23 protein-coding genes are annotated in these 22,974 nt (G+C 49.4%); 10 read left to right on the top strand and 13 right to left on the bottom strand.

All coding sequences use genetic code 11. From position 1 onward, the window contains the following. Positions 1-28 precede the first annotated feature (28 nt). On the top strand, positions 29-1,450 hold the full coding sequence (locus ACO1NT_RS11970; RefSeq protein ID WP_449048864.1) for a SusD/RagB family nutrient-binding outer membrane lipoprotein: 1,422 nt from the start codon (positions 29-31) through the stop codon (positions 1,448-1,450). A gap of 29 nt (positions 1,451-1,479) precedes the next feature. Continuing rightward, on the top strand, positions 1,480-2,382 hold the full coding sequence (locus ACO1NT_RS11965) for an endonuclease/exonuclease/phosphatase family protein (RefSeq protein WP_449048863.1): 903 nt from the start codon (positions 1,480-1,482) through the stop codon (positions 2,380-2,382). On the opposite strand, the gene ACO1NT_RS11960 is transcribed toward ACO1NT_RS11965, so the two are convergent. From ACO1NT_RS11960 to ACO1NT_RS11950, 3 genes are read right to left on the bottom strand one after another with little or no spacing between them, the layout of a single operon-like run. Beyond that, positions 2,325-3,251 (bottom strand): metallophosphoesterase, encoded by a 927-nt coding sequence (locus tag ACO1NT_RS11960; RefSeq protein WP_449048862.1) that lies wholly within the window; start codon positions 3,249-3,251, stop codon positions 2,325-2,327. The two genes, ACO1NT_RS11965 and ACO1NT_RS11960, sit on opposite strands and share 58 nt — an antisense overlap. A gap of 9 nt (positions 3,252-3,260) precedes the next feature. Beyond that, positions 3,261-4,970, bottom strand: coding sequence for a GMC oxidoreductase (locus ACO1NT_RS11955; RefSeq protein WP_449048861.1), 1,710 nt, complete (start codon positions 4,968-4,970; stop codon positions 3,261-3,263). A gap of 2 nt (positions 4,971-4,972) precedes the next feature. After that, the gene (locus ACO1NT_RS11950; RefSeq protein WP_449048860.1) at positions 4,973-5,524 is read right to left on the bottom strand and encodes a gluconate 2-dehydrogenase subunit 3 family protein; all 552 of its coding nucleotides are present in this window, start codon (positions 5,522-5,524) and stop codon (positions 4,973-4,975) included. 324 nt (positions 5,525-5,848) lie between these two features. Between ACO1NT_RS11950 and rhuM the strand changes: the two genes are divergently transcribed. Further along, complete coding sequence (rhuM, locus tag ACO1NT_RS11945) at positions 5,849-6,814, top strand: RhuM family protein (protein ID WP_449048859.1); 966 nt, start codon at positions 5,849-5,851, stop codon at positions 6,812-6,814. 7 nt (positions 6,815-6,821) lie between these two features. Here rhuM and ACO1NT_RS11940 read toward each other — a convergent pair whose 3' ends face one another. Together ACO1NT_RS11940 and ACO1NT_RS11935 are read right to left on the bottom strand one after the other, a co-directional pair. Then, complete coding sequence (locus tag ACO1NT_RS11940) at positions 6,822-6,956, bottom strand: hypothetical protein (protein WP_449048858.1); 135 nt, start codon at positions 6,954-6,956, stop codon at positions 6,822-6,824. After that, positions 6,932-7,342, bottom strand: a complete 411-nt coding sequence (locus tag ACO1NT_RS11935) for a hypothetical protein (protein WP_449048857.1) — start codon at positions 7,340-7,342, stop codon at positions 6,932-6,934. Before ACO1NT_RS11935 ends, ACO1NT_RS11940 begins: the two co-directional genes overlap by 25 nt. A 16-nt stretch (positions 7,343-7,358) precedes the next feature. Here ACO1NT_RS11935 and ACO1NT_RS11930 point away from each other — a divergent pair, with 16 nt between their 5' ends. Beyond that, a complete protein-coding gene (locus ACO1NT_RS11930; protein ID WP_449048856.1) occupies positions 7,359-7,502 on the top strand; it encodes a hypothetical protein in 144 nt (47 codons plus the stop codon). A 668-nt stretch (positions 7,503-8,170) separates the two neighbouring features. Beyond that, the gene (locus tag ACO1NT_RS11925) at positions 8,171-8,614 is read left to right on the top strand and encodes a DinB family protein (protein WP_449048855.1); all 444 of its coding nucleotides are present in this window, start codon (positions 8,171-8,173) and stop codon (positions 8,612-8,614) included. 5 nt (positions 8,615-8,619) lie between these two features. Here ACO1NT_RS11925 and msrA read toward each other — a convergent pair whose 3' ends face one another. From msrA to ACO1NT_RS11895, 6 genes are all read right to left on the bottom strand, one after another. Next, positions 8,620-9,273: a peptide-methionine (S)-S-oxide reductase MsrA gene (msrA, locus tag ACO1NT_RS11920; RefSeq protein WP_449048854.1), complete on the bottom strand. Its 654-nt coding sequence runs from the start codon at positions 9,271-9,273 to the stop codon at positions 8,620-8,622. A 74-nt stretch (positions 9,274-9,347) separates the two neighbouring features. Beyond that, complete coding sequence (locus tag ACO1NT_RS11915; protein ID WP_449048853.1) at positions 9,348-10,370, bottom strand: zinc-binding dehydrogenase; 1,023 nt, start codon at positions 10,368-10,370, stop codon at positions 9,348-9,350. Positions 10,371-10,466: 96 nt separating this feature from the next. Continuing rightward, positions 10,467-11,075 (bottom strand): superoxide dismutase, encoded by a 609-nt coding sequence (locus ACO1NT_RS11910; RefSeq protein ID WP_449048852.1) that lies wholly within the window; start codon positions 11,073-11,075, stop codon positions 10,467-10,469. 167 nt (positions 11,076-11,242) lie between these two features. Then, positions 11,243-11,719, bottom strand: a complete 477-nt coding sequence (locus tag ACO1NT_RS11905) for a nucleoside deaminase (RefSeq protein ID WP_449048851.1) — start codon at positions 11,717-11,719, stop codon at positions 11,243-11,245. Between the two features lie 61 nt (positions 11,720-11,780). Further along, positions 11,781-12,119, bottom strand: a complete 339-nt coding sequence (locus ACO1NT_RS11900) for a tRNA-binding protein (RefSeq protein WP_449048850.1) — start codon at positions 12,117-12,119, stop codon at positions 11,781-11,783. Between the two features lie 25 nt (positions 12,120-12,144). Further along, complete coding sequence (locus tag ACO1NT_RS11895) at positions 12,145-12,360, bottom strand: hypothetical protein (protein ID WP_449048849.1); 216 nt, start codon at positions 12,358-12,360, stop codon at positions 12,145-12,147. Between the two features lie 406 nt (positions 12,361-12,766). Between ACO1NT_RS11895 and ACO1NT_RS11890 the strand changes: the two genes are divergently transcribed. The 5 genes from ACO1NT_RS11890 to ACO1NT_RS11870 all read left to right on the top strand — a co-directional run bounded on the left by ACO1NT_RS11890 (position 12,767) and on the right by ACO1NT_RS11870 (position 20,946). Continuing rightward, a complete protein-coding gene (locus ACO1NT_RS11890; protein WP_449048848.1) occupies positions 12,767-13,363 on the top strand; it encodes a porin family protein in 597 nt (198 codons plus the stop codon). Positions 13,364-13,538: 175 nt separating this feature from the next. Then, positions 13,539-14,312: a succinate dehydrogenase cytochrome b subunit gene (locus tag ACO1NT_RS11885; RefSeq protein ID WP_449048847.1), complete on the top strand. Its 774-nt coding sequence runs from the start codon at positions 13,539-13,541 to the stop codon at positions 14,310-14,312. Positions 14,313-14,322: 10 nt separating this feature from the next. Continuing rightward, the gene (locus ACO1NT_RS11880) at positions 14,323-16,254 is read left to right on the top strand and encodes a fumarate reductase/succinate dehydrogenase flavoprotein subunit (protein WP_449048846.1); all 1,932 of its coding nucleotides are present in this window, start codon (positions 14,323-14,325) and stop codon (positions 16,252-16,254) included. Between the two features lie 77 nt (positions 16,255-16,331). Beyond that, a complete protein-coding gene (locus ACO1NT_RS11875; protein WP_449048845.1) occupies positions 16,332-17,102 on the top strand; it encodes a succinate dehydrogenase/fumarate reductase iron-sulfur subunit in 771 nt (256 codons plus the stop codon). 85 nt (positions 17,103-17,187) lie between these two features. Continuing rightward, positions 17,188-20,946 (top strand): ATP-binding protein, encoded by a 3,759-nt coding sequence (locus tag ACO1NT_RS11870; RefSeq protein ID WP_449048844.1) that lies wholly within the window; start codon positions 17,188-17,190, stop codon positions 20,944-20,946. Positions 20,947-20,957: 11 nt separating this feature from the next. Here the strand turns inward: ACO1NT_RS11870 and ACO1NT_RS11865 are convergent, their stop codons facing one another. Beyond that, positions 20,958-21,899 (bottom strand): hypothetical protein, encoded by a 942-nt coding sequence (locus ACO1NT_RS11865; RefSeq protein ID WP_449048843.1) that lies wholly within the window; start codon positions 21,897-21,899, stop codon positions 20,958-20,960. 85 nt (positions 21,900-21,984) lie between these two features. Then, positions 21,985-22,974: GDP-mannose 4,6-dehydratase (gmd, locus tag ACO1NT_RS11860; RefSeq protein WP_449048842.1), on the bottom strand; the 990-nt coding region annotated here is incomplete at its 5' end.

Below are 22,974 nucleotides of genomic sequence, written 5' to 3'. Positions count from 1 at the left end.
ATATACAAGACATATAAATTTTCCAAAAATGAAAAGGACAACATTACTGACGATAGCTTGCATTGCATGGCTATCCATGGCATGTGAGAGGAATTTCGACACAATCAATAAAAACCCTAACCTCATCGATCAGATAAGCCCGGGTACTTTATTGAATGAAATCATATACAATATGGCATCAACCAATTTACGGAATAATTACAACATCACCTGCCAGCTGATGCAGGTGCAGTTAAGCTATCCGCAATACTACGGGGGGGTCCAACGTTACGAAATCCTCGAAAATACCGGGCTATCGCAATGGAATGCCTCTTACAAATGGGCAAAGAACGTAAGCGAAATGCTTGCGGCGGCTGAGACAGATGGAGCCTCCAATTATATCAGTATCGCGTTGACCTTACGTGCATGGATATACGCTAACCTGACCGATATTTTCGGAGACGTGCCTTTTTCGGAAGCTTCTCAGGCCGAAAATGGAATTTTGCAACCGGCATACGACAGCCAAGCAGATATCTATACCCAGCTCCTAACCGATCTCGAGCGAGCTAATTCATTATATAATCACGAAGTAGGTATGTCCTATGGCACCGATATCCTGTTTGAAAACGATACACACCTATGGCAAAAATTCACCAATTCCTTACGCTTACGATTGTTGTTAAGGACGTCAAACGTCGACCCGTCAGCTTACGGCAAGATGGTTGCCATCATCACCAACCCAGCCTCGTCACCTATTATAGACCATGTCAATGAGTCGGCAGTCTTCCATGTTACCGGCATCACCCCCAATATATCTCCATGGTCGCGCGCGCTCGATTTCAGCAATCAACATGCCGTATCTGCCTTTTTCATCGATATTCTCAACAAACTCAATGACCCACGGCGCCCGGTTTTTGTCGGCCAAGCCCGGGCGGAAGGGGCCGATATCGGCTATAAGGGTATTCCCAGCGGGTATGACGAATCGTCGTTTTCGTATTCTCCCTCATACATGAATAACCAGCAAGTCATTCCCCCGATGCAGATACCCATTCTTACGTATGCCGAGGTTGCATTTATCAAGGCAGAACTGGCACAAAAAGGGCACCTCTCCGGTGCTGAAGATTTCTATAAGGAAGGCATACGCGCGGCTATCCGCATGGTTACGGGCGAGGACATCGAAGATACCTATTTCCTCGCTCCCATGGCCATTTATGACGGTAGCTTATCGCGTATTATGCTGCACAAATACCTCGCTTTATACTTTACGGATTTTCAGCAATGGTCTGAATATCGCCGAACGGGTTATCCGGTGCTACCCAAAACAAATTCGATGCTGAATGATGGCATCTTGCCTTCACGGCTACTGTATCCCGGTATCCAACAGATTTATAACCCGGAAAACTACCAAGCCGCTGCCGAGCGGATGGGGGGTGATGATATCAACTTCAAACTATGGTGGGATGTTAATTGATGATAGCTTAACCTTAAAAATATAAAACCATGCAAAAAATGTTCATTTACTTATGTGCCGTCCTGTCCCTCGTTTTCGTAAAGTGCGGCAATACCTCAAACGACGAGCAACAGCCTTCCGTTGAGGGCACCCAATTCCGTGCTGCCACGTTTAACATCCGGTACAATGCCGATGCGGACAAAGCCTCGGGGAATGGATGGGACTTGCGGAAAGGGCCGGTCTCGGAGGTGATCCTTACCCACCAATTCGATGTGGTAGGGACGCAGGAAGGCGACGCCGGCCAGCTGGCCGATCTGAAGGCCCTGCTCCCGGGTTTCGACTTTACGGCCTACCCCTACGGCGGCAAAGGGGACTTGCATAATTGCGCCACTTTTTACCGTACCGCCTTATTTGAGGTGCTCGATAGCGGTGTCTTCTGGCTCAGCGAGACGCCCGATGAGCCGAGTATCGGGTGGGACGCCACCGACCGGCGTATCTGCCAGTGGACCAAATTCGAGGTCAAGGAGACAGGAGAAGAATTTTTCTTCTTCAACGCCCATTTCTACTGGCGGCTGGAGGAAGCCAAAAGAGAATCAGGGCCGCTCATTGTTCAGAAAGTCAAGGAAATTGCGGGCGACGCGCCAGTTATTTGTGTAGGCGATTTCAACTCAACCGTGGAGACACCGCAGATTCAGGCCGTAAAATCATTGCTTGGGGATGCCTACGACCGCACTAAAACACCCCGCCAAGGCGTGGAGAACACCAACATGGGCGGCGGCGTGTTCCAAGGCACCCCGAAAAACCGGATCGATTACATTTTCCTCACCTCACATTTCGAAGTGGAAGATTACCAGGTGCTCTCGGATGTTTATAACGGGGATCATTACCCGTCCGATCACTTACCGGTTACGTCATTACTGACACTCAGCGACCGCGACGCTTCCCGTCCATAGCCGGTTACCACGAGTCGATCCGCATACACGTCAACAATAGCGAATGCATTGGGGCTGCTCTCTACCATGCCCTTGAAATTAAGGAAATGGACCCCTTGCGCTAGGTGATAATCGCCTGTGTGGCGATGGCCGTTGAAGTAGGCCATCACGTTTGGGTAACCCAAAATGAGTTCCCTCAACCGCTCGTCGCCCCACAGGTTATGCGCCTCAGCCACCGGGAAAAGTGGGTAGTGGCAAAACAAAATGACCCGTTCGTTGGCGGCGGCTGCCGATTCAAGCTCCGAAACGAGCCAACGGTACTGCTCGTCGCCCAAACCGCCGTTCCACGGCTTTCCATTCGGTGCACCGGCGACCTTCAACGAATCGATCAATGCTTCCGCTCGGATATAAGGGGTACTTCCTGGGGCATTGGCAAATAAACTCACATCATTTCCATCCAGATAAATCAACCGGAGGTTACCCATGCGGTTCGCATAATACCTGCTTTCCATCCCCAGCACGGCCGGCACCTCTTCTAAACGATCCGTTGCAACCGAAAAATCATGGTTGCCCAGCACGTGGTAAACGGGCATCGATAGCCTAGCCAACTTGGCCAGGGCGGGCTGGAAACTGCCGTAGTCACGATCAATCAAATCGCCCAAACTGACCACCATATCGACTTGCCGTTTCTCGAATTCGGCAACAGCCTCGTCCAGCTTTGCCAGCGACTCGCGATAGTGGCGGTTATTTGCCGTTTCACAATCGCAATACTGCGCATCGGCAATGATGCCAAACGAGAGCAGGGGCTCATCGCCTGCCGCCGGCTGCATGGCGAAACTTGCGGCAAACCAAAACAAGAGCGACAGGGTAATTGCTATCGTTTTCTTCATCTTGTAAATTTACGCGATTTTCAATTCCTTCACCGCATGGTCTACCGCACGTGCTGCCAGCGCCATGTAGGTGAGCGTGGGGTTTTGGGTGGCTGTGGACGTCATGCAGGCACCGTCGGTCACATAAACGTTCTTACATAGGTGCAGCTGATTCCACTTGTTCAGCAGCGAGGTCTTCGGGTCATGCCCCATGCGCACACCACCCATCTCATGGATGTCGTTACCTGGCCGGCGGCCATCGTCCTGCGTCTTGATATTGGTGAACCCCGCAGCCTCGTACATTTCCGTCATCCGGTCGTAATAGTCCTGCCGGCGTTGCCAGTCGTCATCGGCATAATCGACGGAAACATGTAACAGGGGCACGCCCCATTTATCTTTTTTATCTGCATCGAGCCACACCCGATTCTGCTCCTTCGGAATCGTCTCGGCCATCATGTGCGAGTGTACCCGCCAGTTGCTCCACGTGCTGTTGAGGAGGCCCTGCTTCAACTCATCGCCTACGCTGCTGCTATCGCGGTTCTCATACCGACTGGCACCGAACGCCGCTGCCCAACCGCGGAGGAAATCGGTTTCCTGCTTCATCACATTCCTGAAATTGGGAATATACCCCCCTCCTGCAGGGTTTCGTCCATCGGTCCGATATTGGAGCAAGCCGTCATATTCGGCACTGATCCGTGCCGTATAATTATGGAAGGCCACAAATTTACCCATCAGCCCGTTGTCGTTCCCCAACCCCTCGGGGAACCGGTTGGAAATTGAGTTGAGCAGGATAAGGTTTGTATTTAAGGTTGACGCGTTCACAAAAACGACCTTTGCATAAAAATCAATTTCTTCCAACGAGTTGGTATCGATCACCTTTACCCCGGTAGCCCTACCCGAGTCTTCATCGTATAATACCGAGTGCGCCACAGAATGGGGGCGGAGTGATAGGTTACCCGTTTTCTGGGCCCAGGGGATGGTGGATGCATTGCTACTGAAGTAGCCGCCGAATGGGCACCCACGCTGGCAAAGCTTGCGGTTCTGGCACTGCACGCGGCCTTGCTCGATATGGATAGGCTGGGGTTGCGACAGGTGCGCACAGCGTGCACTGATGATATGCCGGCCCTTAAAGTGCTGGTTCACCGTGTTCCGGAAATGGTCTTCCACGGCATTCAGCGGATATCCGGGAAGGAATTCCCCATCGGGCAGGGTCGCTAGCCCATCCCGATTGCCAGCGATACCCACAAACCGCTCCACATGGCTGTACCAAGGCGCGATATCCGCATAGCGGATGGGCCAATCTACCACAAAGCCATCACGGGCAGGTCCTTCGAAATCATACTCACTCCATCGCTGGGTCTGCCGGGCCCACAGTAAGGATTTTCCGCCCACTTGGTAGCCCCTTATCCAGTCGAAATCCTTTTCTTGCACATAAGGGTGCTCGTCATCTTTCACAAAAAAATGTTGAGAATCTTCCTTGTAAGCATAGCATCGATTGGCGATAGGGTTGGCCAATTTGTCCGCATGGGTCATTTCCCCACGGTGTTCAAATTCGTAGGGGTAAAGGTTGGTGGTGGGGTAGTCTTTCACATGGACCACATCGCGTCCGCGCTCCAACAACAATGTCTTTAGCCCTTTCTCCGTCAGCTCCTTAGCCGCCCAGCCCCCACTGGCTCCCGACCCGATGACGATGGCATCAAACGTACGTTCCTTTATGCTATCTACTGCGATATTTGCCATGGCTATTGTCCCTCCATTTTAACGATTTCGGCATCGGCTGTCTCCATCGGAAAGTATCCATTGTACCGGCCTGGCACCAGTTCATACTTGACCAAGTTCGTCATTACATATTTCGAGTTCATGTATCCCTGTATTGCCCGCCTTTTCAATATAGCGAAAAACTTACCCACCGCGTCATCGGCCTCCTCAATACGTTTCAGTAGGGACTCGCGGGCTTCCTGTAAGGCGTTTGCAAAAGGTACCCCAAGGGATTTCTCCGTCCAGCCCCGAAAAGCCGTCAACCCCTCGGTAAACGATTGCTGGTCTTCCGGCCCATGGCAGTCATCCACCATCTTCAGTACGAACAGGTGCAACAACAATTCCCGCCCCCCGGGTGTATCCGTTGCGGGGACGAGCGTTTCGACGACTAGCTCTAGTAGCGCTTCATCATCTTCACTCACTTTCAAATTAGTCAGCTCGATGCTGGCCCTACCCGAGGGTCGGAAACAGGCGGGGAGCACCAATGTACCACCGGCAATATACAATAACGTACGTATCGAAGCCCTACGATCCATATTTCTCCTATATTATTTTAAGTTATATAACTTAGCTCGTCGCAAATGTACATCATTGTTATATAAAAAGCGTCGTTAATTAACAAACCGTGCCCATACATCCGTGCAGGGCACCGATGCCAAAAGGGCGCCGTATTCATTCTTTGAGTTACTGATAATGACCACAACCTCCATAATCTCTTACCTGCTTGTGCAAAATTCGTCGCGAATCATTCGTAAAACCAAATACTAAAAATATTATCATATTGAGATTATTTTATGTACCTTTGGTTCATCGTGAAACCATAACATATCATAATTTATCACTCAACAAATATAAACCTCATGACCGAAAACCAAATCGAAATTTATCAAGGCAGTGACGGAAAAACACTGGTAGAAGTTAAGTTTGAAGAGGATACTATTTGGCTGACACAAGCTCAAATGGTTGTGTTATTTGACCGGGAACGCTCTGTAATAACGAAGCACGTAAATAATATATTTAAGGAACAGGAATTGAAAAAGGAGGCAGTATGTGCAAAATTTGCACATACTGCTGATGATGGAAAAGCATACCAAGTGGAACACTACAATTTGGACGTTGTCATATCGGTAGGCTACCGGGTGAAATCAACGCAAGGTACCCGATTCCGCATTTGGGCTACGCAACGACTTAAAGAATATCTTATTCGAGGTTATGCAATCAACGAGCAGCGGCTTACCCAGAAACAGCAAGAGGTCCGAACACTGAAAGACGGTATTCGTATACTAAGCCGCGCAATTGAAGAGCAGCGAACGGATAGCCATTTAGGTTGGTTGGCACATTTTGCGATGGGGCTCGAATTGTTAGATGATTATGATCACGAACAGTTGGATGAAAGCGGCATGACCAAAAAACCCGCCGCCTACCCCACCACAGAAGAGTACAAAGAACTGGTTGATACGATGAGAGCCGATTTTGCATCTGCCATATTCGGCAAAGAAAAAGACGGGGGGTTCCAGAGTGCCATTGTTCAAATCAGCAAAGGCTTTGCCGACAAAGATTTTTATCCATCGATAGAGGAAAAGGCTGCGACCCTTCTTTATCTGGTGATTAAGAACCATGCTTTTGTCGATGGCAATAAACGGATTGCGGCAGCTTGCTTTCTGCTATTCTTGGAAAGGAATAATTTACTATATCATTACTTAGATACGCCCACTATTAGTAATGAAGGATTAGCAACGTTAACACTTTTCGTTGCGTCGAGCAAACCAGAAGAGATGGAAACCGTGAAGAAATTAATCATCAGTGTATTGAATAGAGGAAGGTAGGCAACCACTATCCATAGACCTTCTCCTTTTCGATACCGATTTTGCTTAGCACCCACCCTTTAATCTGGCTGGCGTAGCCATCGGAAACTACGACTACCTCATCATTTGGTGCTAGGGTCAGTTCCAGTTGTGTGCCACGCAACGCTTGAGTCGATGGTGTGGAATCGCCCGGTTGCGGTTTACTTTTCTAAAATAGCCCCCAGTGGCGATCTCCACCGCCTTTAAGGATCGTTGCTTGACCGTTTCGTTGTCTTGTGCTTCTCGAAGCATGAATACCGTTCTCGAAACAAGCACGAACTCCAAAATTTCATGGTAGTGTAGCCATTCCGTTTTAAACGGGGTAATGTGATGGTATCGACCATCCGAAGGATCGTCAGGCAACGCGACTACCTCCTTTTTAAACGCCGGTCTCGCGTCGATAAATGGTCCGCCCGTTGTATCATGCTCGTCCTGCAGCATTCGGCAGGGAATGAGACCCTGGCGTGCCAGCAGGACCAATCGCAATCCCTGTTGGGCATTTCGTTGCAAACGTCGACACAATGCAATGAAGTATGCGCATATATACGCGATATTAATCGAAAGCCAAAACGAAAACATCAAGATAACCGCCGTTTCCCTGAAGTCTGTGGTGGAGTTGGCCAACCGGGTAAGTTGGGGTAAATCCAGTACCAACCATGCCAATGCATAGACGAGCAAAACGGGAATCAACCAACAGCAAAACAATTGGGATATTAGGCGACTAACCGGAAAACCGGGCCAGGGAAACAGCGATCCAGCAACACGGTGAAAATTTTTATCCAGAGCAGACCTACGTAGGCGATAAAAAAATAAACAGCCACCAGCGCCACAAATTGGCCTCGGAAAAACCTTCGAAGGTCGCTGACAAATGACGAGAAAGATTGGTAATCAGATAATCACCGTAACCTGCCGAGTTGGGCCATTTTGTACTAAAAGGCAATGTGAGATTGGGGAATGAATCTTAGCTGTGTGCCTTATCCAAATGGCGGTAAATCAAGCTCGACAATGACTGTAGCTTTGCTTAACAGAGCGTCAGGAGTATAAAAGATGTAATCCTAAAAATGCGAGAGTATTTCAATGATGGCTACAAATACATCCTAGAAGCGGATATCAAAGGGTAAGAGAGAAAAATAGTCCGAAAGTACCGAAAGAAAAATAGCGGATACTACGGCTCAAATGGTGTCAGTTATTTCGGTTCAAATGATGCCATTTTAGGTTGATATTGGTGATTGCATTCCAATTCGAATGGTGCCACTATCAATCTAAGAGAGGTGTCTCGTTGACGAAATTACCCTTCGTGACCACCATTAACCACCTATTTTCATATTTTTGTCCTGTATGAGACCATTCTTTGAAGACCTATTTAAGTATAACCAGCATTGCAACCAGCAATTAGCGATTATCTATGCGCATGAATCCACACACCTTGATACCAAATCCATCGCATTATTCAGCCACATACTGAATGCACATCACATTTGGAACCATCGGATATTGGGAAAAAAAGGGGAATACGGTGTGTGGGACGACCACGCTATCGATACGTTTGCAACGATAGATCGGCTCAACCATGAGGAAACCCAGCGCATCCTTCAGACGGGCGATCTTGCAAGCGAAATTGCCTACCGAACGACCGCCGGCAAACCAATCGTCAACACGATAAAGGACACGTTGTTCCACGTCATCAACCACTCCACCTACCATCGCGGGCAAATAGCCTCGCTATTCAGACAGCAGGGCATTGAACCGCTGGTCACAGATTATATACGTTTTAAACATTAGGATACTTATTTCTTTAACCGCTCTTTGAATACCTTTTTGAATTTCTCCAACTTGGGTACAATGACGTACCGGCAATACGCCTGCTCCGGATTGAGGTTATAGTAATTTTGATGGTAATCTTCCGCGATGTAGAAACCGGTATAAGGTTCCAACTTGGTGACAATGGGTTGGTCGTACACCTTTTCCTCTGCCAACCGACGGATGTAATATTCGGCCTTTTCTTTCTCGGCATCATCGTGGTAAAAAATGGCCGACCGGTATTGGGTACCGATATCGTTGCCCTGCCGGTTAAGCTGTGTGGGGTCGTGGGCGATGAAGAATGCTTCGAGCAATTCGTCATAGGAAATCTCATTGGGCCGATATACCACATTGATGGCTTCGGCATGGCCTGTACGCCCGGTGGTTACCTGCTTATACGTGGGGTTGGCTACCTTTCCACCAGTATAACCGGAGATAACCGTATCAACACCGGCCAACTGCCGGAATTGGACTTCGGTACACCAAAAGCACCCGCCCGCAAACGTAGCGGTATCCACGTCGGATAGCGAATCCTTACTAGCCGTGAACCGCTGCGTTGGGCTAGTCGTCGAGTCGGTAGCTTGCAAGCACGCCGCTAGGAGCATCACACCGCCCATCCATACAGTCAATAACCTCATCATCTTCCTTCCTTTCTATAAACAAAGGTACGAAGGCTGAGATGGCTTTTCGAGCGAAATACGCAAAATACACCATTTTAGGTAGTTGATACCGTTAATATGATTTTACCGAACTGGGTCGACTTATCCATTTGGCGTAATGCTGCCTCCGCTTCTTCTATGGGGTACGTGGCATCGATAACCGGTACGGCGCCATGCCTGTTCACAAAAGCTAGCATTGCGGCGAAATCGGTCGGTGAGCCCATGGTGGTGCCCAATAACGACAGTTGTTTCCAAAAGATTTTCCTGGCATTCAATGCAGGCAGATTTCCTGCCGTGCCCCCAAAAAAAACAATTCGACCACCGGGATTAGCCATGTCGGGATGGTGCGCGGCACCCTCGCCCAAGGCGCTGTCGACAATGACATCGAAACCGCCGGCTTGTTCGTTCAGCTGCTGGGACCAGTCATCATCGGTATATAAAACACCTCCCGCCGCGCCCAAGGCCATGGCTTGCCCAATCTTGGCTGATGTACTTGAGGTAACGTATACCGTAGCCCCGGCATGCACGGCCCATTGCAACGCAAAGGTGGCTACGCCGCCGCCTGCCCCCACGACCAGTACTTTCTCGCCGCTTTTTAGGGCGGCGCGGCTGAAGAGCGCACGGTAAGCCGTTAGTCCGCCCAAGGGCAGCGCCGCTGCTTCTTCAAACGAGAGGTGTATCGGCTTTTCATGCAAATTACCGATGGGCACGCGCACGAACTCCGCGAAGGTACCGTCTTGGGGTAATCCGAGGATGTGAAACGATGTTCCTTGATAAGCTTCCTTATCGCCCCATCGCAAAGATGGATTGATCACAACGTCCCGGCCTTCCCAATGGCGATGGCTATCGCTACCCACCTGTTCTACAATGCCCGCACCATCCGAGCCCAGCACGATGGGAAATTGAAGGCCCGCATATTGCCCCTGTTGTATCCACCAGTCCCGCCGGTTGAGCGCGGCAGCTTTGATACGTACAAGGGCCTCGTCCGGGCCAATGGATGGAATCGGCATTGCCGTTAATACCAACGGCTCCTTGACGCCGTGGAGGACAATTGCTTTTTGGGTTGAAACGTTAGACATAAGACACTAGACGTTAGACATGAGAGAACAGACCTTACACAAAAAAAGCGGCGCATATACCGTATGTCGCCGCCTTCTTATTGCAGTTCCTATTTACTATTTCGCATCGGCGTAGCGCTTGGCTACGGCATCCCAATCGATTACATTGAAAATGGCCTCCAAATAGCCCGGGCGCTTGTTTTGGTATTTCAGATAATAGGCATGTTCCCACACGTCGATTCCCAAGATAGGCGTACCTTTCACTTCAGCAATATCAAAAAGAGGGTTATCCTGATTGGGTGTGGAAGTTACTTGCAATTTGCCGGAGCCATCCGCCACGAGCCCTGCCCAGCCTGATCCGAACCGTGTAGCACCGGCTCCCTGCAGCTTTTTCTTCAACTCGTCAAACGAGCCGAAAGCTTCGTCTATCGCCGCAGCCAAGTCCCCCGAGGGTGAACCCCCACCATTTGGCGACAGCACGGTCCAAAACAAGGAGTGGTTATAATGGCCGCCACCGTTGTTGCGTACGGCACCGCTATATTTCGAGATATTTTTGCAGATGTCCTCGAGAGAAAGATTCTCAGCGTCGGTCCCCGCAATCGCCTTGTTGAGGTTATCTACATAACCCTTATGATGGCGGCCATGGTGGATTTCCATCGTTTCTTTATCGATATGGGGTTCCAGTGCATCTGTGGCGTAGGGTAACGCCGGTAATTCAAAAGCCATAGTATGTATTGTTTTAAGTTAAAAATTAAAAATTTCGTGTTGGACAAACTTAGTCAAAGTTGCAGATAATTGCAACCACCCGACCGCCCTACCCGAACTAATTCCGGTAAGAACGGCGTAAGGTCAACATTTGTTGGGACCGTTTTGTTTGCCCCCGTAATTTCAAATCACCGATGGGTGCGTTTATTACGGAAAAATGACGTAATCAATGCGGCACATTCCTGTTCCAGCACGCCATGGGTTAAGGTTGTCCTGGGGTGTAATACGTTATTGCCTAATTTCGAATAACCACGCTTCTCATCCATTGCGCCAAATACGATGCGGCCTACTTGCGCCCAATAAGCGGCACCGGCACACATCACACAGGGCTCGATGGTAACATACAACGTGCAATCGCGCAAATATTTGCCGCCGACGTAACTTGCGGCAGCAGTGAATGCCTGCATTTCTGCATGGGCTGTCACATCGTTCAACCGCTCGGTAAGGTTATGGCCACGCCCGACAATCCGTCCACCCGCAACGACCACGGCACCGATGGGCACTTCCCCCATGTCAAACGCTTTTTGCGCCTCACGGAGTGCCTCCCTCATATATACCTCGTCGGGGATAGCGTCTCCGGAATCTTCAAAGTTGACGTATTTCATATAGACTTGAGATACTTGATGCGAGATATGAGGTGTGAGAAACCATTCGGTGAGCGCCAGCTTACATTAACTTGGCTCCATTTGGCACAGGGCGCTCCACCGTGTTCAGTACAATATCGCCATTTTCATCGGCAAAACCGGTCACCAAGCACTCCGACATGAAATCAGCGATCTGCTTCTTCGGGAAATTGACCACGCCGACAATCTGCTTTCCGACCAATTCTTCCTTACCGTAATGTTTGGTTATCTGTGCGCTGCTTTGGCGTACCCCGATTTCTGCGCCAAAATCAATGGTCAGCTTATAGGCCGGCTTACGTGCTTTAGGAAATTCATTGATGGCTACGATGGTGCCTACACGCAGTTCCACCTTCTCAAAATCATGCCACGAAATTTCATCCATCGACTTACGTTCAGGGTTTCGATCGTTATAACCGGTTACTTTCGAGATCGGCGATTCCTTTTTTCAGGGTAAATAAGATATAGTCGGGGCTTCGCCGCACGCGCTCCGCCAACCGGCTGATCAACGCGTCTTCTTTCCCTGGCTCGAATGCAAGGTCTTCATCAGAAAGATGATTGTATTTACGCCGGAACTTCGCTTTCGCTATTTCCCATTCCTCCAAGGTCATTTTGATATCAGCCATATACCATTGATTTGCTACAAAACTAGCGAATGTTGCTTTGATGTGCAAATGGCCACTGTTTTTACGGCGCAACCTTAGCCATTCCTTACCCGTTCCTTACCTTTTTCTTACCATTCACTTAGTACTGCCTTACTTCTCCCTTACCTATTCCTTACCTATTCTTTACCTATTCCTTACCTATTCCTTACCTATTCCTTACCTATTCCTTACCAAAGCTTTACCTATTCCTTACCAAAGCTTTACCTATGTGGTAAATAACAGGTAAAGAATGGGTAGACCTACGGTAAGGGAAGCCTAAATCAGTCTTGAAGGCACCCTATGCCACCGGTATTGCAACAATTTTCGGCTTGAAATTTGCTGCGGTTGCGAAACAGTATACGAATAGACATTTAAAAATGATTATGCTATGAAAAAGTATTTTATTATTGCATTTCTCGTAACCGCCACGATTTTCGGCGCCAACGCCCAATTGCTGCCGAGCCTCCAATTCGGGGTAAAAGCGGGCCTCAACTTTTCCAGCTTGAAGTCTGACGAAGGTAATTGGCTAGATGCAAGTACCCGTACCGGCTACCAAGCGGGTGTTTGGGCACGTGTTGGCGGAGCGGGGATACACTTTCAGCCTGAGTTATATTTAACCGGTAAAAGCTCGGAAGCCAAGCTAGTCGAAGAAAACGAAGAAGGTAAAGTGAGTTTTACCTCGCTGGACCTGCCCTTGCTGTTGGGCACGCGTATTGGCTTTGGACCTGCCGGATTACGTATCGTTGCCGGTCCGGTAGTGTCATTCGTTGTCGACAAAAATATTGGTGATGCGTTGGCACAAGTTCCTGAATTCAGTGAATACAAAAACCAAGCATGGGCTGTAACCGGCGGACTTGGGCTCGACATCAGCAACTTCCGCATCGATGCACGTTATGAGCATGGGCTAAGTGAATTGAGCAAGAATGACAGTGCGCCGCAGAAGGTTAATCTTTGGACCGTAGGCATTGGCTACCGGTTATTTTAACCCTCGCTGTTAGCAACAGAAGATACATTCCGCGCCATGCGAACTCCCGCATGGCGCTTTTATTTTGCCCCCAAAACATTAGAACAGTTCTAAATTAAGGATTTTGCTTGTTTGTTTTCCCGTGTATTGAATCAATTGGTAGATTTGCTTACCAAAATTAAATACTCAGAGGAGAATGAATAAGTCCAAACCACTACTTTCCTCATCGCTTGGGAAGAAGCTTGTCATGAGCTTAACCGGTCTGTTTTTGTGCACATTTCTGATTGTCCACCTCATCGGCAACCTTCAGCTCTTTTATAACGACCAAGGGAAAGCTTTTAATGACTACGCCCATTTCATGACGCACTTCACACCGATTAAGGTGGTGTCGTACCTGCTCTATGCGTCCATCGTTATTCACGCTATTTACGCGTTGATTTTAACCATCCACAACAAAAGAGCAAGGCCGGTGGGTTATGCGGTCTACCACGGATCGGCCAACAGCGCCTGGAATTCCCGCAATATGGGCATACTGGGCACCGTACTGCTTGTATTTATCGTAACCCACATGAGTAACTTCTGGTGGAAGTACCACAATGATGGGGTGCCTTACGTAGAATATCGGACCGATCTCGCCACCCAGGAGACTAAGGTGACGGAGCTGATTGGAGAAGAATACACCGACTATGTAAAATATGTAGACAACGATATCGAGGTACTTAAAGCCAAGGACCTATATAAACAGGTGCAATTTGCATTCAGCAACTGGATACTCGTTGCATTTTATGTGGTTGCCATGGGTGCACTCTCATTCCATCTCATCCACGGATTCAAAAGTGCGTTTCAAACCTTGGGTTGGGATCATAAAAAATATGCTCCCCTTATCCGTTTTATTGGCATTTGGTTGTTCGGCGTAGCTATCCCCATCGGGTTTGCGGCCATGCCACTATACTTCTTTTTTGCAAACTAGCTATTTTGTGATGTTAGATTCGAAAGTACCAGCAGGGCCGTTGGCCGAAAAATGGTCGAAACATAAGTTTAACCTGAAGTTGGTGAACCCGGCCAACAAGCGGAAATACACCATCATCGTGGTGGGTACCGGCTTGGCAGGCTCTTCGGCGGCAGCCTCGCTTGCCGAGCTCGGCTATAATGTAAAGACATTTTGCTACCAGGACAGTCCGCGCCGGGCGCACTCTATCGCTGCACAAGGCGGTATCAACGCCGCCAAGAATTATCAAAACGATGGCGACAGCGTTTACCGGCTGTTTTATGACACCGTAAAAGGGGGCGATTACCGCTCGCGCGAAGCCAATGTACACCGCTTGGCGGAAGTATCGGTAAATATCATCGACCAATGTGTGGCGCAGGGAGTGCCGTTTGCTCGTGAATACGGCGGATTGCTCGACAACCGCTCATTTGGTGGTGCACAAGTTTCACGGACGTTCTATGCACGTGGCCAAACGGGGCAACAACTCTTGTTAGGCGCCTATTCGGCATTGAACCGCCAAATCCATAAAGGTACGGTGAAAACGTATAACCGGCATGAAATGCTGGATTTGGTCACCATCGACGGCCACGCCCGCGGTATTATTACGCGCGATATGGTCACAGGGGCGGTCGAGGCGCACGAAGGCCATGCGGTACTGTTGTGCACGGGGGGGTACGGCAACGTGTTTTACCTGTCTACCAACGCCATGGGCTGTAACGTGACCGCAGCGTGGCGGGCCCATAAACGGGGTGCCTTTTTTGCCAACCCTTGCTATACGCAAATACACCCCACCTGCATCCCGGTAACGGGCGACCATCAATCCAAGCTGACATTGATGTCTGAATCGCTGCGTAATGATGGCCGCGTGTGGGTACCGAAAACCGTAGAGCTCGCACAAAAGCTGCGCAAGGGCGAAATTAAAATTGCAGATATTAAAGAAGGCGACCGCGATTACTACTTGGAACGCAAATACCCTTCTTTCGGTAACCTCGTGCCGCGTGATGTCGCATCCCGCAACGCGAAAGAGGTCGTAGACGAGGGTCGTGGCGTCGGGGCATCCGGCGTGGCTGTATTCCTCGATTTCGAAGACGCTATCAAGCGACTAGGGGAAGATGCTGTACGGGCAAAATACGGCAACCTGTTTGACATGTACTACCAGATCACCGACGAAAACCCGTATAAACAACCCATGCGCATCTATCCGGCCGTACATTACACCATGGGCGGGATTTGGGTAGACTACAACCTGATGACAACCGTGCCTGGATTATATGCCCTGGGCGAATGTAATTTCTCCGACCACGGGGCCAACCGGCTGGGCGCATCTGCACTGATGCAGGGCTTGGCCGATGGGTATTTCGTCATCCCCTACACCGTGGGTGATTACCTGGCAGGTCTAGGCTTCGCTCCCGTTGATAAAAACCATCCGAATTTCGAAAAAACCCGTAAAGAGGTCGAAGAGCGCATCAATCGCTTGCTTTCATTGAAAGGGAACAAAACAGTGGATGACATCCACAAAAAGCTCGGCCACATCATGTGGGAATACTGTGGCATGGCGCGCAATGAAGCGGGCCTCACCAAGGCCAAGGGGCTTATCAGGGAACTACGGCAGGAGTTTTGGGACGATGTAACTGTATTAGGCGAGAACGAAGAAATGAACCAGTCGCTTGAAAAAGCCGGGCGGGTAGCGGATTTCCTTGAGCTGGGTGAACTGATGGTAGACGATGCCCTCACCCGCCGTGAATCATGTGGTGGCCACTTCCGCGAAGAAAGCCAGACTGACGAGGGCGAAGCAAAGCGCGACGATGAGCGCTTCAGTTATGTGTCTGCGTGGGAGTATAAAGGTGCCGACCAACCGGAAGCGCTGCACAAGGAGACCTTACAGTTCGAATACGTTAAATTGACACAACGAAGTTATAAGTAAACGATAGGCGCTAGCATTCGGCATAAGGCGTAAAGCATATAGCCAAGCACGCGAAGCAAAGCATAAAGCAAAAAACCATGAGTGGAAACATGAACCTGACGCTCAAAGTATGGCGTCAAAAAAATAGTGATACCAGGGGTAAGTTTGTAACGTACCAAGCAGATGGTATATCGCCAGATATGTCCTTTCTCGAAATGCTAGACGTGGTGAACGAAGAGCTGGTACGGAAAGGTGAAGACCCCATCCACTTTGACCACGACTGCCGTGAGGGCATATGCGGCATGTGCTCGCTATATATCAATGGCCGGCCGCACGGCCCGAAACAATTGACCACTACCTGCCAACTCCATATGCGGAGTTTCCATGATGGCCAGACGATTGTCATCGAGCCTTGGCGCGCATCCGCGTTCCCGGTAATTAAGGATTTGGCGGTAGACAGGACCGCCTTCGACCGAATCCAGCAAGCAGGTGGCTATGTCAATGTAAACACGGGGGGCGTTCCCGATGCAAACGGTATCCCCATCCCGAAGGTGGTAGCCGACGAGGCGTTCGAATCGGCGACGTGCATTGGCTGCGGGGCGTGTGTTGCCGCTTGTAAAAATTCATCAGCTATGCTGTTTGTGTCGGCCAAGATATCGCAATATGCCTTATTGCCCCAGGGCCAAACCGAGCGGTATAGCCGGGCCCAAGCCATGGTTGACCAAATGGATGCAGAAGGCTTTGGCAGTTGTACCAATACCGGGGCCTGCGAAGCCGAATGCCCTGTGGGCATCAAACTGACCAATATCGCGCGGATGAACCGTGAATACCTCACCGCCAAAATATTCAAGGAAATAGAAGTGCATTAGGCCACGGCCAACGCTTCCCGAAACCCTCACAATTACGTTGTATTGTGGGGGTTTCTATTTTTACGTAAATTAGCGGCAATAAACGGTGAGTACAGTTGTCAAAATACGGCTATTGTTGTTGGTGTTGACGTTATGCTTCATAGGCACCGCCGTCACCATTAATCTGACATTTAACGAAGAGGAAATCCTGCTCCTCGATGGCCGACACCTCCAAAATAACCTTCACAAGAAAGAACAGATTGTATTCGATTTCTTGAACGACACCAGCCGTTTCCAAGCACTCAAGGCGCTGGAAACCGATGTGAGCCAAGCCGAAGGCATTATCGAATATTTCGTGGACCGGCATCAGATCTATCCGTTCATCTATATCAATAGCGAGCTGGTTTTCTGGGGTACCGATAAGGTTGTTCCGAAAACGGATGCGGGGATTGCCGATGGCGTGGATATCATCGACCAAACCGGAAACGGATGGTACGAAACCATCAAAAAAACCTCTGGTAACTTCTCGGTATTATTTCTGGTCCCCATAAAATCGGAGTTCCAGAAGAACAATGAATACCTGCAAGATAGGTTCTCTAAAAGCCTGATCGAAACCAATAACCTCGAAATTGCCAATTACGATGACCACCTGATTTACAATATCAGAAGCATCACCGGCGAGTACCTTTTTTCGGTGAAACTGGGCGAGGGCCGCCATGATACTTTTTTCTCGAAGCTTGAACTGGCCATGTGGATGCTCGCTGGGCTCTCCGTCGTACTTCTGCTCAATATCATGTGCATCTGGCTGGGCAGGAAAGGATGGGTTTGGTCTTCGATAGCACTGTTTGCCTGCTGCCTGGCCTGCATACGTTATCTGGACCTGCACTACGGTTGGCTCTCCTCCCATTTCTATACGGGGTTATTCGACTCCCGGAATTTCGCATCCAGCTTCCTCTTCCCGCATCTGGGAGGACTCCTGCTCAACATCATCGCTTTCACGTGGTTCATCGGCTACGTATACACGTTCAGGAAACAGCTCCGCTTCCCAACGATAGGGCATACCAAAATGGGGAGCATCCTGATCATCTTTATCCTGGGCGCTGTGATTTATGGTGTTAGTCATGCGATGGCTAATGTATTCTCCGGATTGGTGACCAATTCCGACATTAATTTTGACGTGACCAACATATTGGGTCTCAGTCTTTACAGCTGGATTGGCATATTTGCATTGTGTTTGAGCATGTTGTCGCTGCTGCTGCTCATTGATTTATTGGTAGAGGCCGCGCATGCCCTCATTCCCCATCAAAAACGGCTACTCCTTATCGGCATCGCCGTAGTGGTCATCGCCGGAATAACCATCTGCCTGGATGGCTTTTCATTCCGCAACCCACCCCTCACCTTCCTCTTGCTGAGCGCACTGATCGGATTGCGGGCGTGGTATACCCAACGGAAACGTAGGTTCGACCTGGCTGTATTTATTGCTACTTTATTGCTGTTGGCCTCCATTACGGCAATAAAGCATGGCCAATTCCAACGTTATAAAAAGGAGGAAAAGCAAAAAATTGCCATTTCTCGATTGGAGGCCGTCGATGATGCAAATGCCATTGCACTTTTCCACGATTTGGAAAAGGAAATCGTGAAAGACCCTACCCTTATCGATTATTTCAGGAGACCACGGAACGAAAGCCGGGAACTGCTCAACGAACACCTGAAGAGGACCTACCTCAGCGGGTATCTCTCGCGCTATGAATTTGTGGCAAACGAATACGACCCCGATTGGGTACCGATAGGCAGCAGCTCCGCCCGCAAGCGGCAAGCTTACCGCGAAAAGGTTATTTCGGGCGCAATCAAGGTATCCGAAAACTTCTACCGCGGAAACAGCCGCTTCGGAAATTTTGAATACTTTGCCCAATTACCCGTACATGAAAACGGTGAATTATTGGGTATTTTGCTGATCGAACTCCAAAATAGGTCGTTTAGCCAGCTATCTTCCTATCCGGACATACTGGCGGATAGTAGGATCGACCAACAGCAGACGGAATTGATTGCCGATTATGCCTACGCTTTTTATCGCCACGGCAATTTGGTTAGCCAATACGGCGACTACGTCTATCCGCTATCGGCAGACGCCTATCCCACAGAACAACGCAAGTTCATCTCACTCGGTACCGACGGCAACTACGAGCATATGATGCGGCGGCCAAATAGCCGCACCTTGATTGTGGTAAGCAGCCCGCAACGCAGCAGTTGGATGCAACTGGCCGGATTATCGTTTATCTTCCTCGTATTCCTGCTATTTGCCATACTGGCGTTCATCGCACGCTGGCTGGTACTGACGCTCAACAGTAATGATTTCAGCTTGCGGAACCTCCGCTGGAGCTTCCTGATCCTATCCAACAGGATACTGTACAGTACCCGTATCCAGACATTTATGGTGGTGGCAGTGGTAACCACATTGATTGTGGCCGGAATCATCACATTTTTCAGCATAAGCAGCCAGTTCAAGAAGCAGCAGGAAAATGGGGTATTGAAGTATGTGGTGGATATCGCTTCAAGGCTGGAATCTCGTTGGCTCAAGGAGCTTGATCTGAACAGGGGATTATCGGCGGATGAACAATTCAACACCATCGCCGAATCAGTTGCAGCCGACCTCAATCTATATGATACCGATGGGCAGCTGATTTATTCCACGCAACCGCGCATCTATGACCTCCGTCTCCTATCGCGCTACATGCATCCGCGCGCGTGGCTCCATATGGCCCGGCACCAACGATCCGAGTTTTTACAGCACGAGCATATCGGCGGGCTGAATTTCATCGCTGCATATGCCCCCATCAGGAACGATGAATATGAGGCGGTGGCCTTCCTCAGTTTGCCCCATTACAGTTACCGCAACGAATTCGACCAGAATGTCGGTCTACTGCTCAATACCCTCATCAACATCTATGCATTGGTTATCCTGGTACTCGGTCTATTCGCCGTGTTTGTGGCCAACAAGATTACGGCGCCACTCGCGCTGGTACAGCGAAGCCTCGCCAAGACCAGCATCGGCCAGCCGAACGAGCCTATCTTTTGGAAGCGGCACGACGAAATCGGTAGCCTCATCAAGGAATACAACCTGATGATTGTTGCGCTCGAACAAAGTGCGAATACCATTATGCGCTCCGAGCGCGAATCGGCATGGCGTGAAATGGCCAAACAAGTAGCCCACGAAATCAAAAACCCGTTAACGCCATTGAAACTCGGCATCCAGCAGCTGGAACGTTCCTGGAAGGAAAAAGATCCCAGGTTTGAAGAACGTTTCGAGAAATTCAGCGAATCGTTCATCGAGCAGATAGATAGCCTCTCTCTCATCGCATCCGAATTTTCGGAATTCGCCAAAATGCCCGACACACAGCTCAAAGAAGTCGACGTGCTCGATATCTTGGCGAAGGCGGTCGAAGTGTTCCGCAATAACGTGGGCGTGCGGATTGCAATTACAAATGCCTGCGGCGAAAATGCCATCACGATACAGGGCGACCGCGACCAGCTCCTGAGGTCTTTCAATAATCTAATAAAAAACTCCATCGAAGCTGCAATCACCAAGCGACGGTGCCAGATCAATATCGCAATCAGTTATGACGCAGAACGCTATGTGGCGATAGCCATACAAGACAATGGCGAAGGCATCAATCCCGAAGCCAGAGAAAAACTGTTCCAGCCCAATTTCACCACAAAAAGTTCGGGCACGGGATTGGGATTAGCATTCGTCAAACAGGCTGTGGAAGGGATGGGAGGCAGCATCAGGTACGAAACTTTTGTTGGTAGGGGGACAACATTCTACCTGCGCATTCCATCGATAAACACGAAGCAATCGGCAGTCTGAACCAGCTAAGGTTATTTCAATACGACGCTGCTTTGCCCCATGACCGCATTATCCGCATAGAGTAAAATCGTATAGGTCCCTTTCTGGAAACCTCGGTTATCGGCCCACGCCATGGTGTAAGCGGCTCCGTCGTTCTTAAAACCGATCGTTGTTTTATAGGTATACTGCATCTGTCGGCCATCTACCTCAAAAAGTCCGTAGTCATCCGCAATCCGCAGGTTGCCACTGGGGTCAATTACGCGCATATATACATCGTGGTCACCGATTTCAGCAAGTGGGTTATCTGCCAGCGTGAAATCAATACGGAATTTATCTACCCTTTTCGCTCTCGATTCCACACTTTCCCTATCATTACTCCGTTGCCGTATGCCATTGATGGATATACTCGAGACCTTGATGGCCGAAGCCAGTTTCACCATTCCAACCAAATCGGTGTGCTGTGCCTCCAGCTCGGCCAATCGATCGGAAGATGTTGAGATTTCTTCCTTTAGCTCGTCGCGCTCAGACATCAGCTGTGCATTCCGATTACGGAGGAGTTCAACTTCATGCATGTAACTTGATACCTGATGCTTCAATTGGTTGATTTCCTGCTGTGCCTTGCCCAACTGCTCACGGGTAAGGTTGCTCTTGGCCAGTTCCGAACGCAAGGCAGCAATCGTAGACCGTACACTATCCTGTGCACTTTTCAGTGCGGCGTTGAGTTCCATATTATCGTCGGTCAGCCGATCCAGTTCCGCCTCGATACGGTCTATCTCAGCTTCCATACTTACTTTTTCATCCGTGAGCTCGTACACCTTATCGTCACTGCTTTTGTATTTAACGTAAAAATACACATTGGTTGCAAGCAACGCAGCAATCGCTACCACAAAGAAGTAAATCTTCGTGGAATCCTTTCTCGATTCCTCCGGAACGGATTCGGTATCTTTTTCTTGCATCGTATGTATTTCTTGCATGGTTTATAGACCAAAAACCGCCGTTAACACAGCATTACATCATAATGCAAAAATTGTTCCAACATATAAAACGCTATCCAACGGGCTAGAAACCACCGTTGCGGAGGTATTCTTCCTTACGCATCAGCTGGAGATCGGCATGCACCATATCTTTTACCAATCCATCAAGATTATATTTCGGCTTCCAACCAAGTTGGTGTTGGGCTTTGGTCGCATCGCCGATTAGCATATCCACTTCAGTGGGCCTGAAGTAGGTAGGATCCACTTTTACCACGGTTTGCCCAAACTTGATGCCCGCGCCATCGATGCCCAGTGAAGCAAGCCGCGATTCATCAACATCGATAATTACCCCTTTTTCACGCTCCCCTTTTCCACTGAATTCAACCTCGATACCCAATTCAGCAAAACTCAGCCGCACGAAATCGCGCACCGTGGTGGTAATGCCGGTGGCCACCACATAGTCTTCCGGCATGTCCTGCTGCAGCATGAGCCACATCGCCTCCACGTAATCCTTGGCATGGCCCCAATCGCGCTGTGCCGACAGGTTCCCCAGGAAAAGCTTATCCTGCAAACCCAGTGCGATACGGGCAACGGCACGGGTAATCTTCCGCGTTACAAACGTTTCGCCGCGCACCGGACTTTCATGATTAAAAAGGATGCCGTTACAAGCGAACATATTGTAAGCTTCCCGGTAATTCACTGTCATCCAATAAGCGTACAACTTTGCTACTGCATAGGGAGAGCGTGGATAGAAAGGTGTTTTTTCGTTTTGGGGAACCGCCTGGACTAAGCCGTACAGTTCCGAGGTAGAAGCCTGGTAGATCTTCGTTTTGGCAGTTAATCCTAGTAATCTTACCGCCTCCAAAATTCGAAGCGTTCCAAGGCCATCGGCATTGCCGGTGTACTCCGGCGTTTCAAAACTTACCTGAACATGGCTCATTGCTGCCAGGTTATAAATCTCATCCGGCTGCGTTTCCTGAATTATGCGGATAAGGTTGGTTGAAACCGTCAGATCCCCGTAGTGTAATTTTAATTTGACATCTTTTTCATGTTGATCCTGATACAGATGGTCAAT

It is taken from the genome of Parapedobacter sp., assembly GCF_053550995.1.
This window is presented reverse-complemented; position numbering and strand designations above follow the sequence as displayed.

Bases quoted from the DNA above. Each gene is read 5' to 3' on its own strand.
- ACO1NT_RS11930 (WP_449048856.1), top strand. From the start codon at position 7,359: ATGAAGTATGCGCATATATACGCGATATTAATCGAAAGCCAAAACGAA.
- rhuM (WP_449048859.1), top strand. From the start codon at position 5,849: ATGACCGAAAACCAAATCGAAATTTATCAAGGCAGTGACGGAAAAACA.
- ACO1NT_RS11910 (WP_449048852.1), bottom strand. From the start codon at position 11,075: ATGGCTTTTGAATTACCGGCGTTACCCTACGCCACAGATGCACTGGAA.
- ACO1NT_RS11890 (WP_449048848.1), top strand. From the start codon at position 12,767: ATGAAAAAGTATTTTATTATTGCATTTCTCGTAACCGCCACGATTTTC.
- ACO1NT_RS11900 (WP_449048850.1), bottom strand. From the start codon at position 12,119: ATGGATGAAATTTCGTGGCATGATTTTGAGAAGGTGGAACTGCGTGTA.
- ACO1NT_RS11880 (WP_449048846.1), top strand. From the start codon at position 14,323: ATGTTAGATTCGAAAGTACCAGCAGGGCCGTTGGCCGAAAAATGGTCG.
- ACO1NT_RS11895 (WP_449048849.1), bottom strand. From the start codon at position 12,360: ATGGCTGATATCAAAATGACCTTGGAGGAATGGGAAATAGCGAAAGCG.
- ACO1NT_RS11865 (WP_449048843.1), bottom strand. From the start codon at position 21,899: ATGCAAGAAATACATACGATGCAAGAAAAAGATACCGAATCCGTTCCG.
- ACO1NT_RS11875 (WP_449048845.1), top strand. From the start codon at position 16,332: ATGAGTGGAAACATGAACCTGACGCTCAAAGTATGGCGTCAAAAAAAT.
- ACO1NT_RS11905 (WP_449048851.1), bottom strand. From the start codon at position 11,719: ATGAAATACGTCAACTTTGAAGATTCCGGAGACGCTATCCCCGACGAG.
- ACO1NT_RS11950 (WP_449048860.1), bottom strand. From the start codon at position 5,524: ATGGATCGTAGGGCTTCGATACGTACGTTATTGTATATTGCCGGTGGT.
- ACO1NT_RS11960 (WP_449048862.1), bottom strand. From the start codon at position 3,251: ATGAAGAAAACGATAGCAATTACCCTGTCGCTCTTGTTTTGGTTTGCC.
- ACO1NT_RS11965 (WP_449048863.1), top strand. From the start codon at position 1,480: ATGCAAAAAATGTTCATTTACTTATGTGCCGTCCTGTCCCTCGTTTTC.
- ACO1NT_RS11955 (WP_449048861.1), bottom strand. From the start codon at position 4,970: ATGGCAAATATCGCAGTAGATAGCATAAAGGAACGTACGTTTGATGCC.
- ACO1NT_RS11925 (WP_449048855.1), top strand. From the start codon at position 8,171: ATGAGACCATTCTTTGAAGACCTATTTAAGTATAACCAGCATTGCAAC.
- ACO1NT_RS11885 (WP_449048847.1), top strand. From the start codon at position 13,539: ATGAATAAGTCCAAACCACTACTTTCCTCATCGCTTGGGAAGAAGCTT.
- ACO1NT_RS11915 (WP_449048853.1), bottom strand. From the start codon at position 10,370: ATGTCTAACGTTTCAACCCAAAAAGCAATTGTCCTCCACGGCGTCAAG.
- msrA (WP_449048854.1), bottom strand. From the start codon at position 9,273: ATGATGAGGTTATTGACTGTATGGATGGGCGGTGTGATGCTCCTAGCG.
- ACO1NT_RS11970 (WP_449048864.1), top strand. From the start codon at position 29: ATGAAAAGGACAACATTACTGACGATAGCTTGCATTGCATGGCTATCC.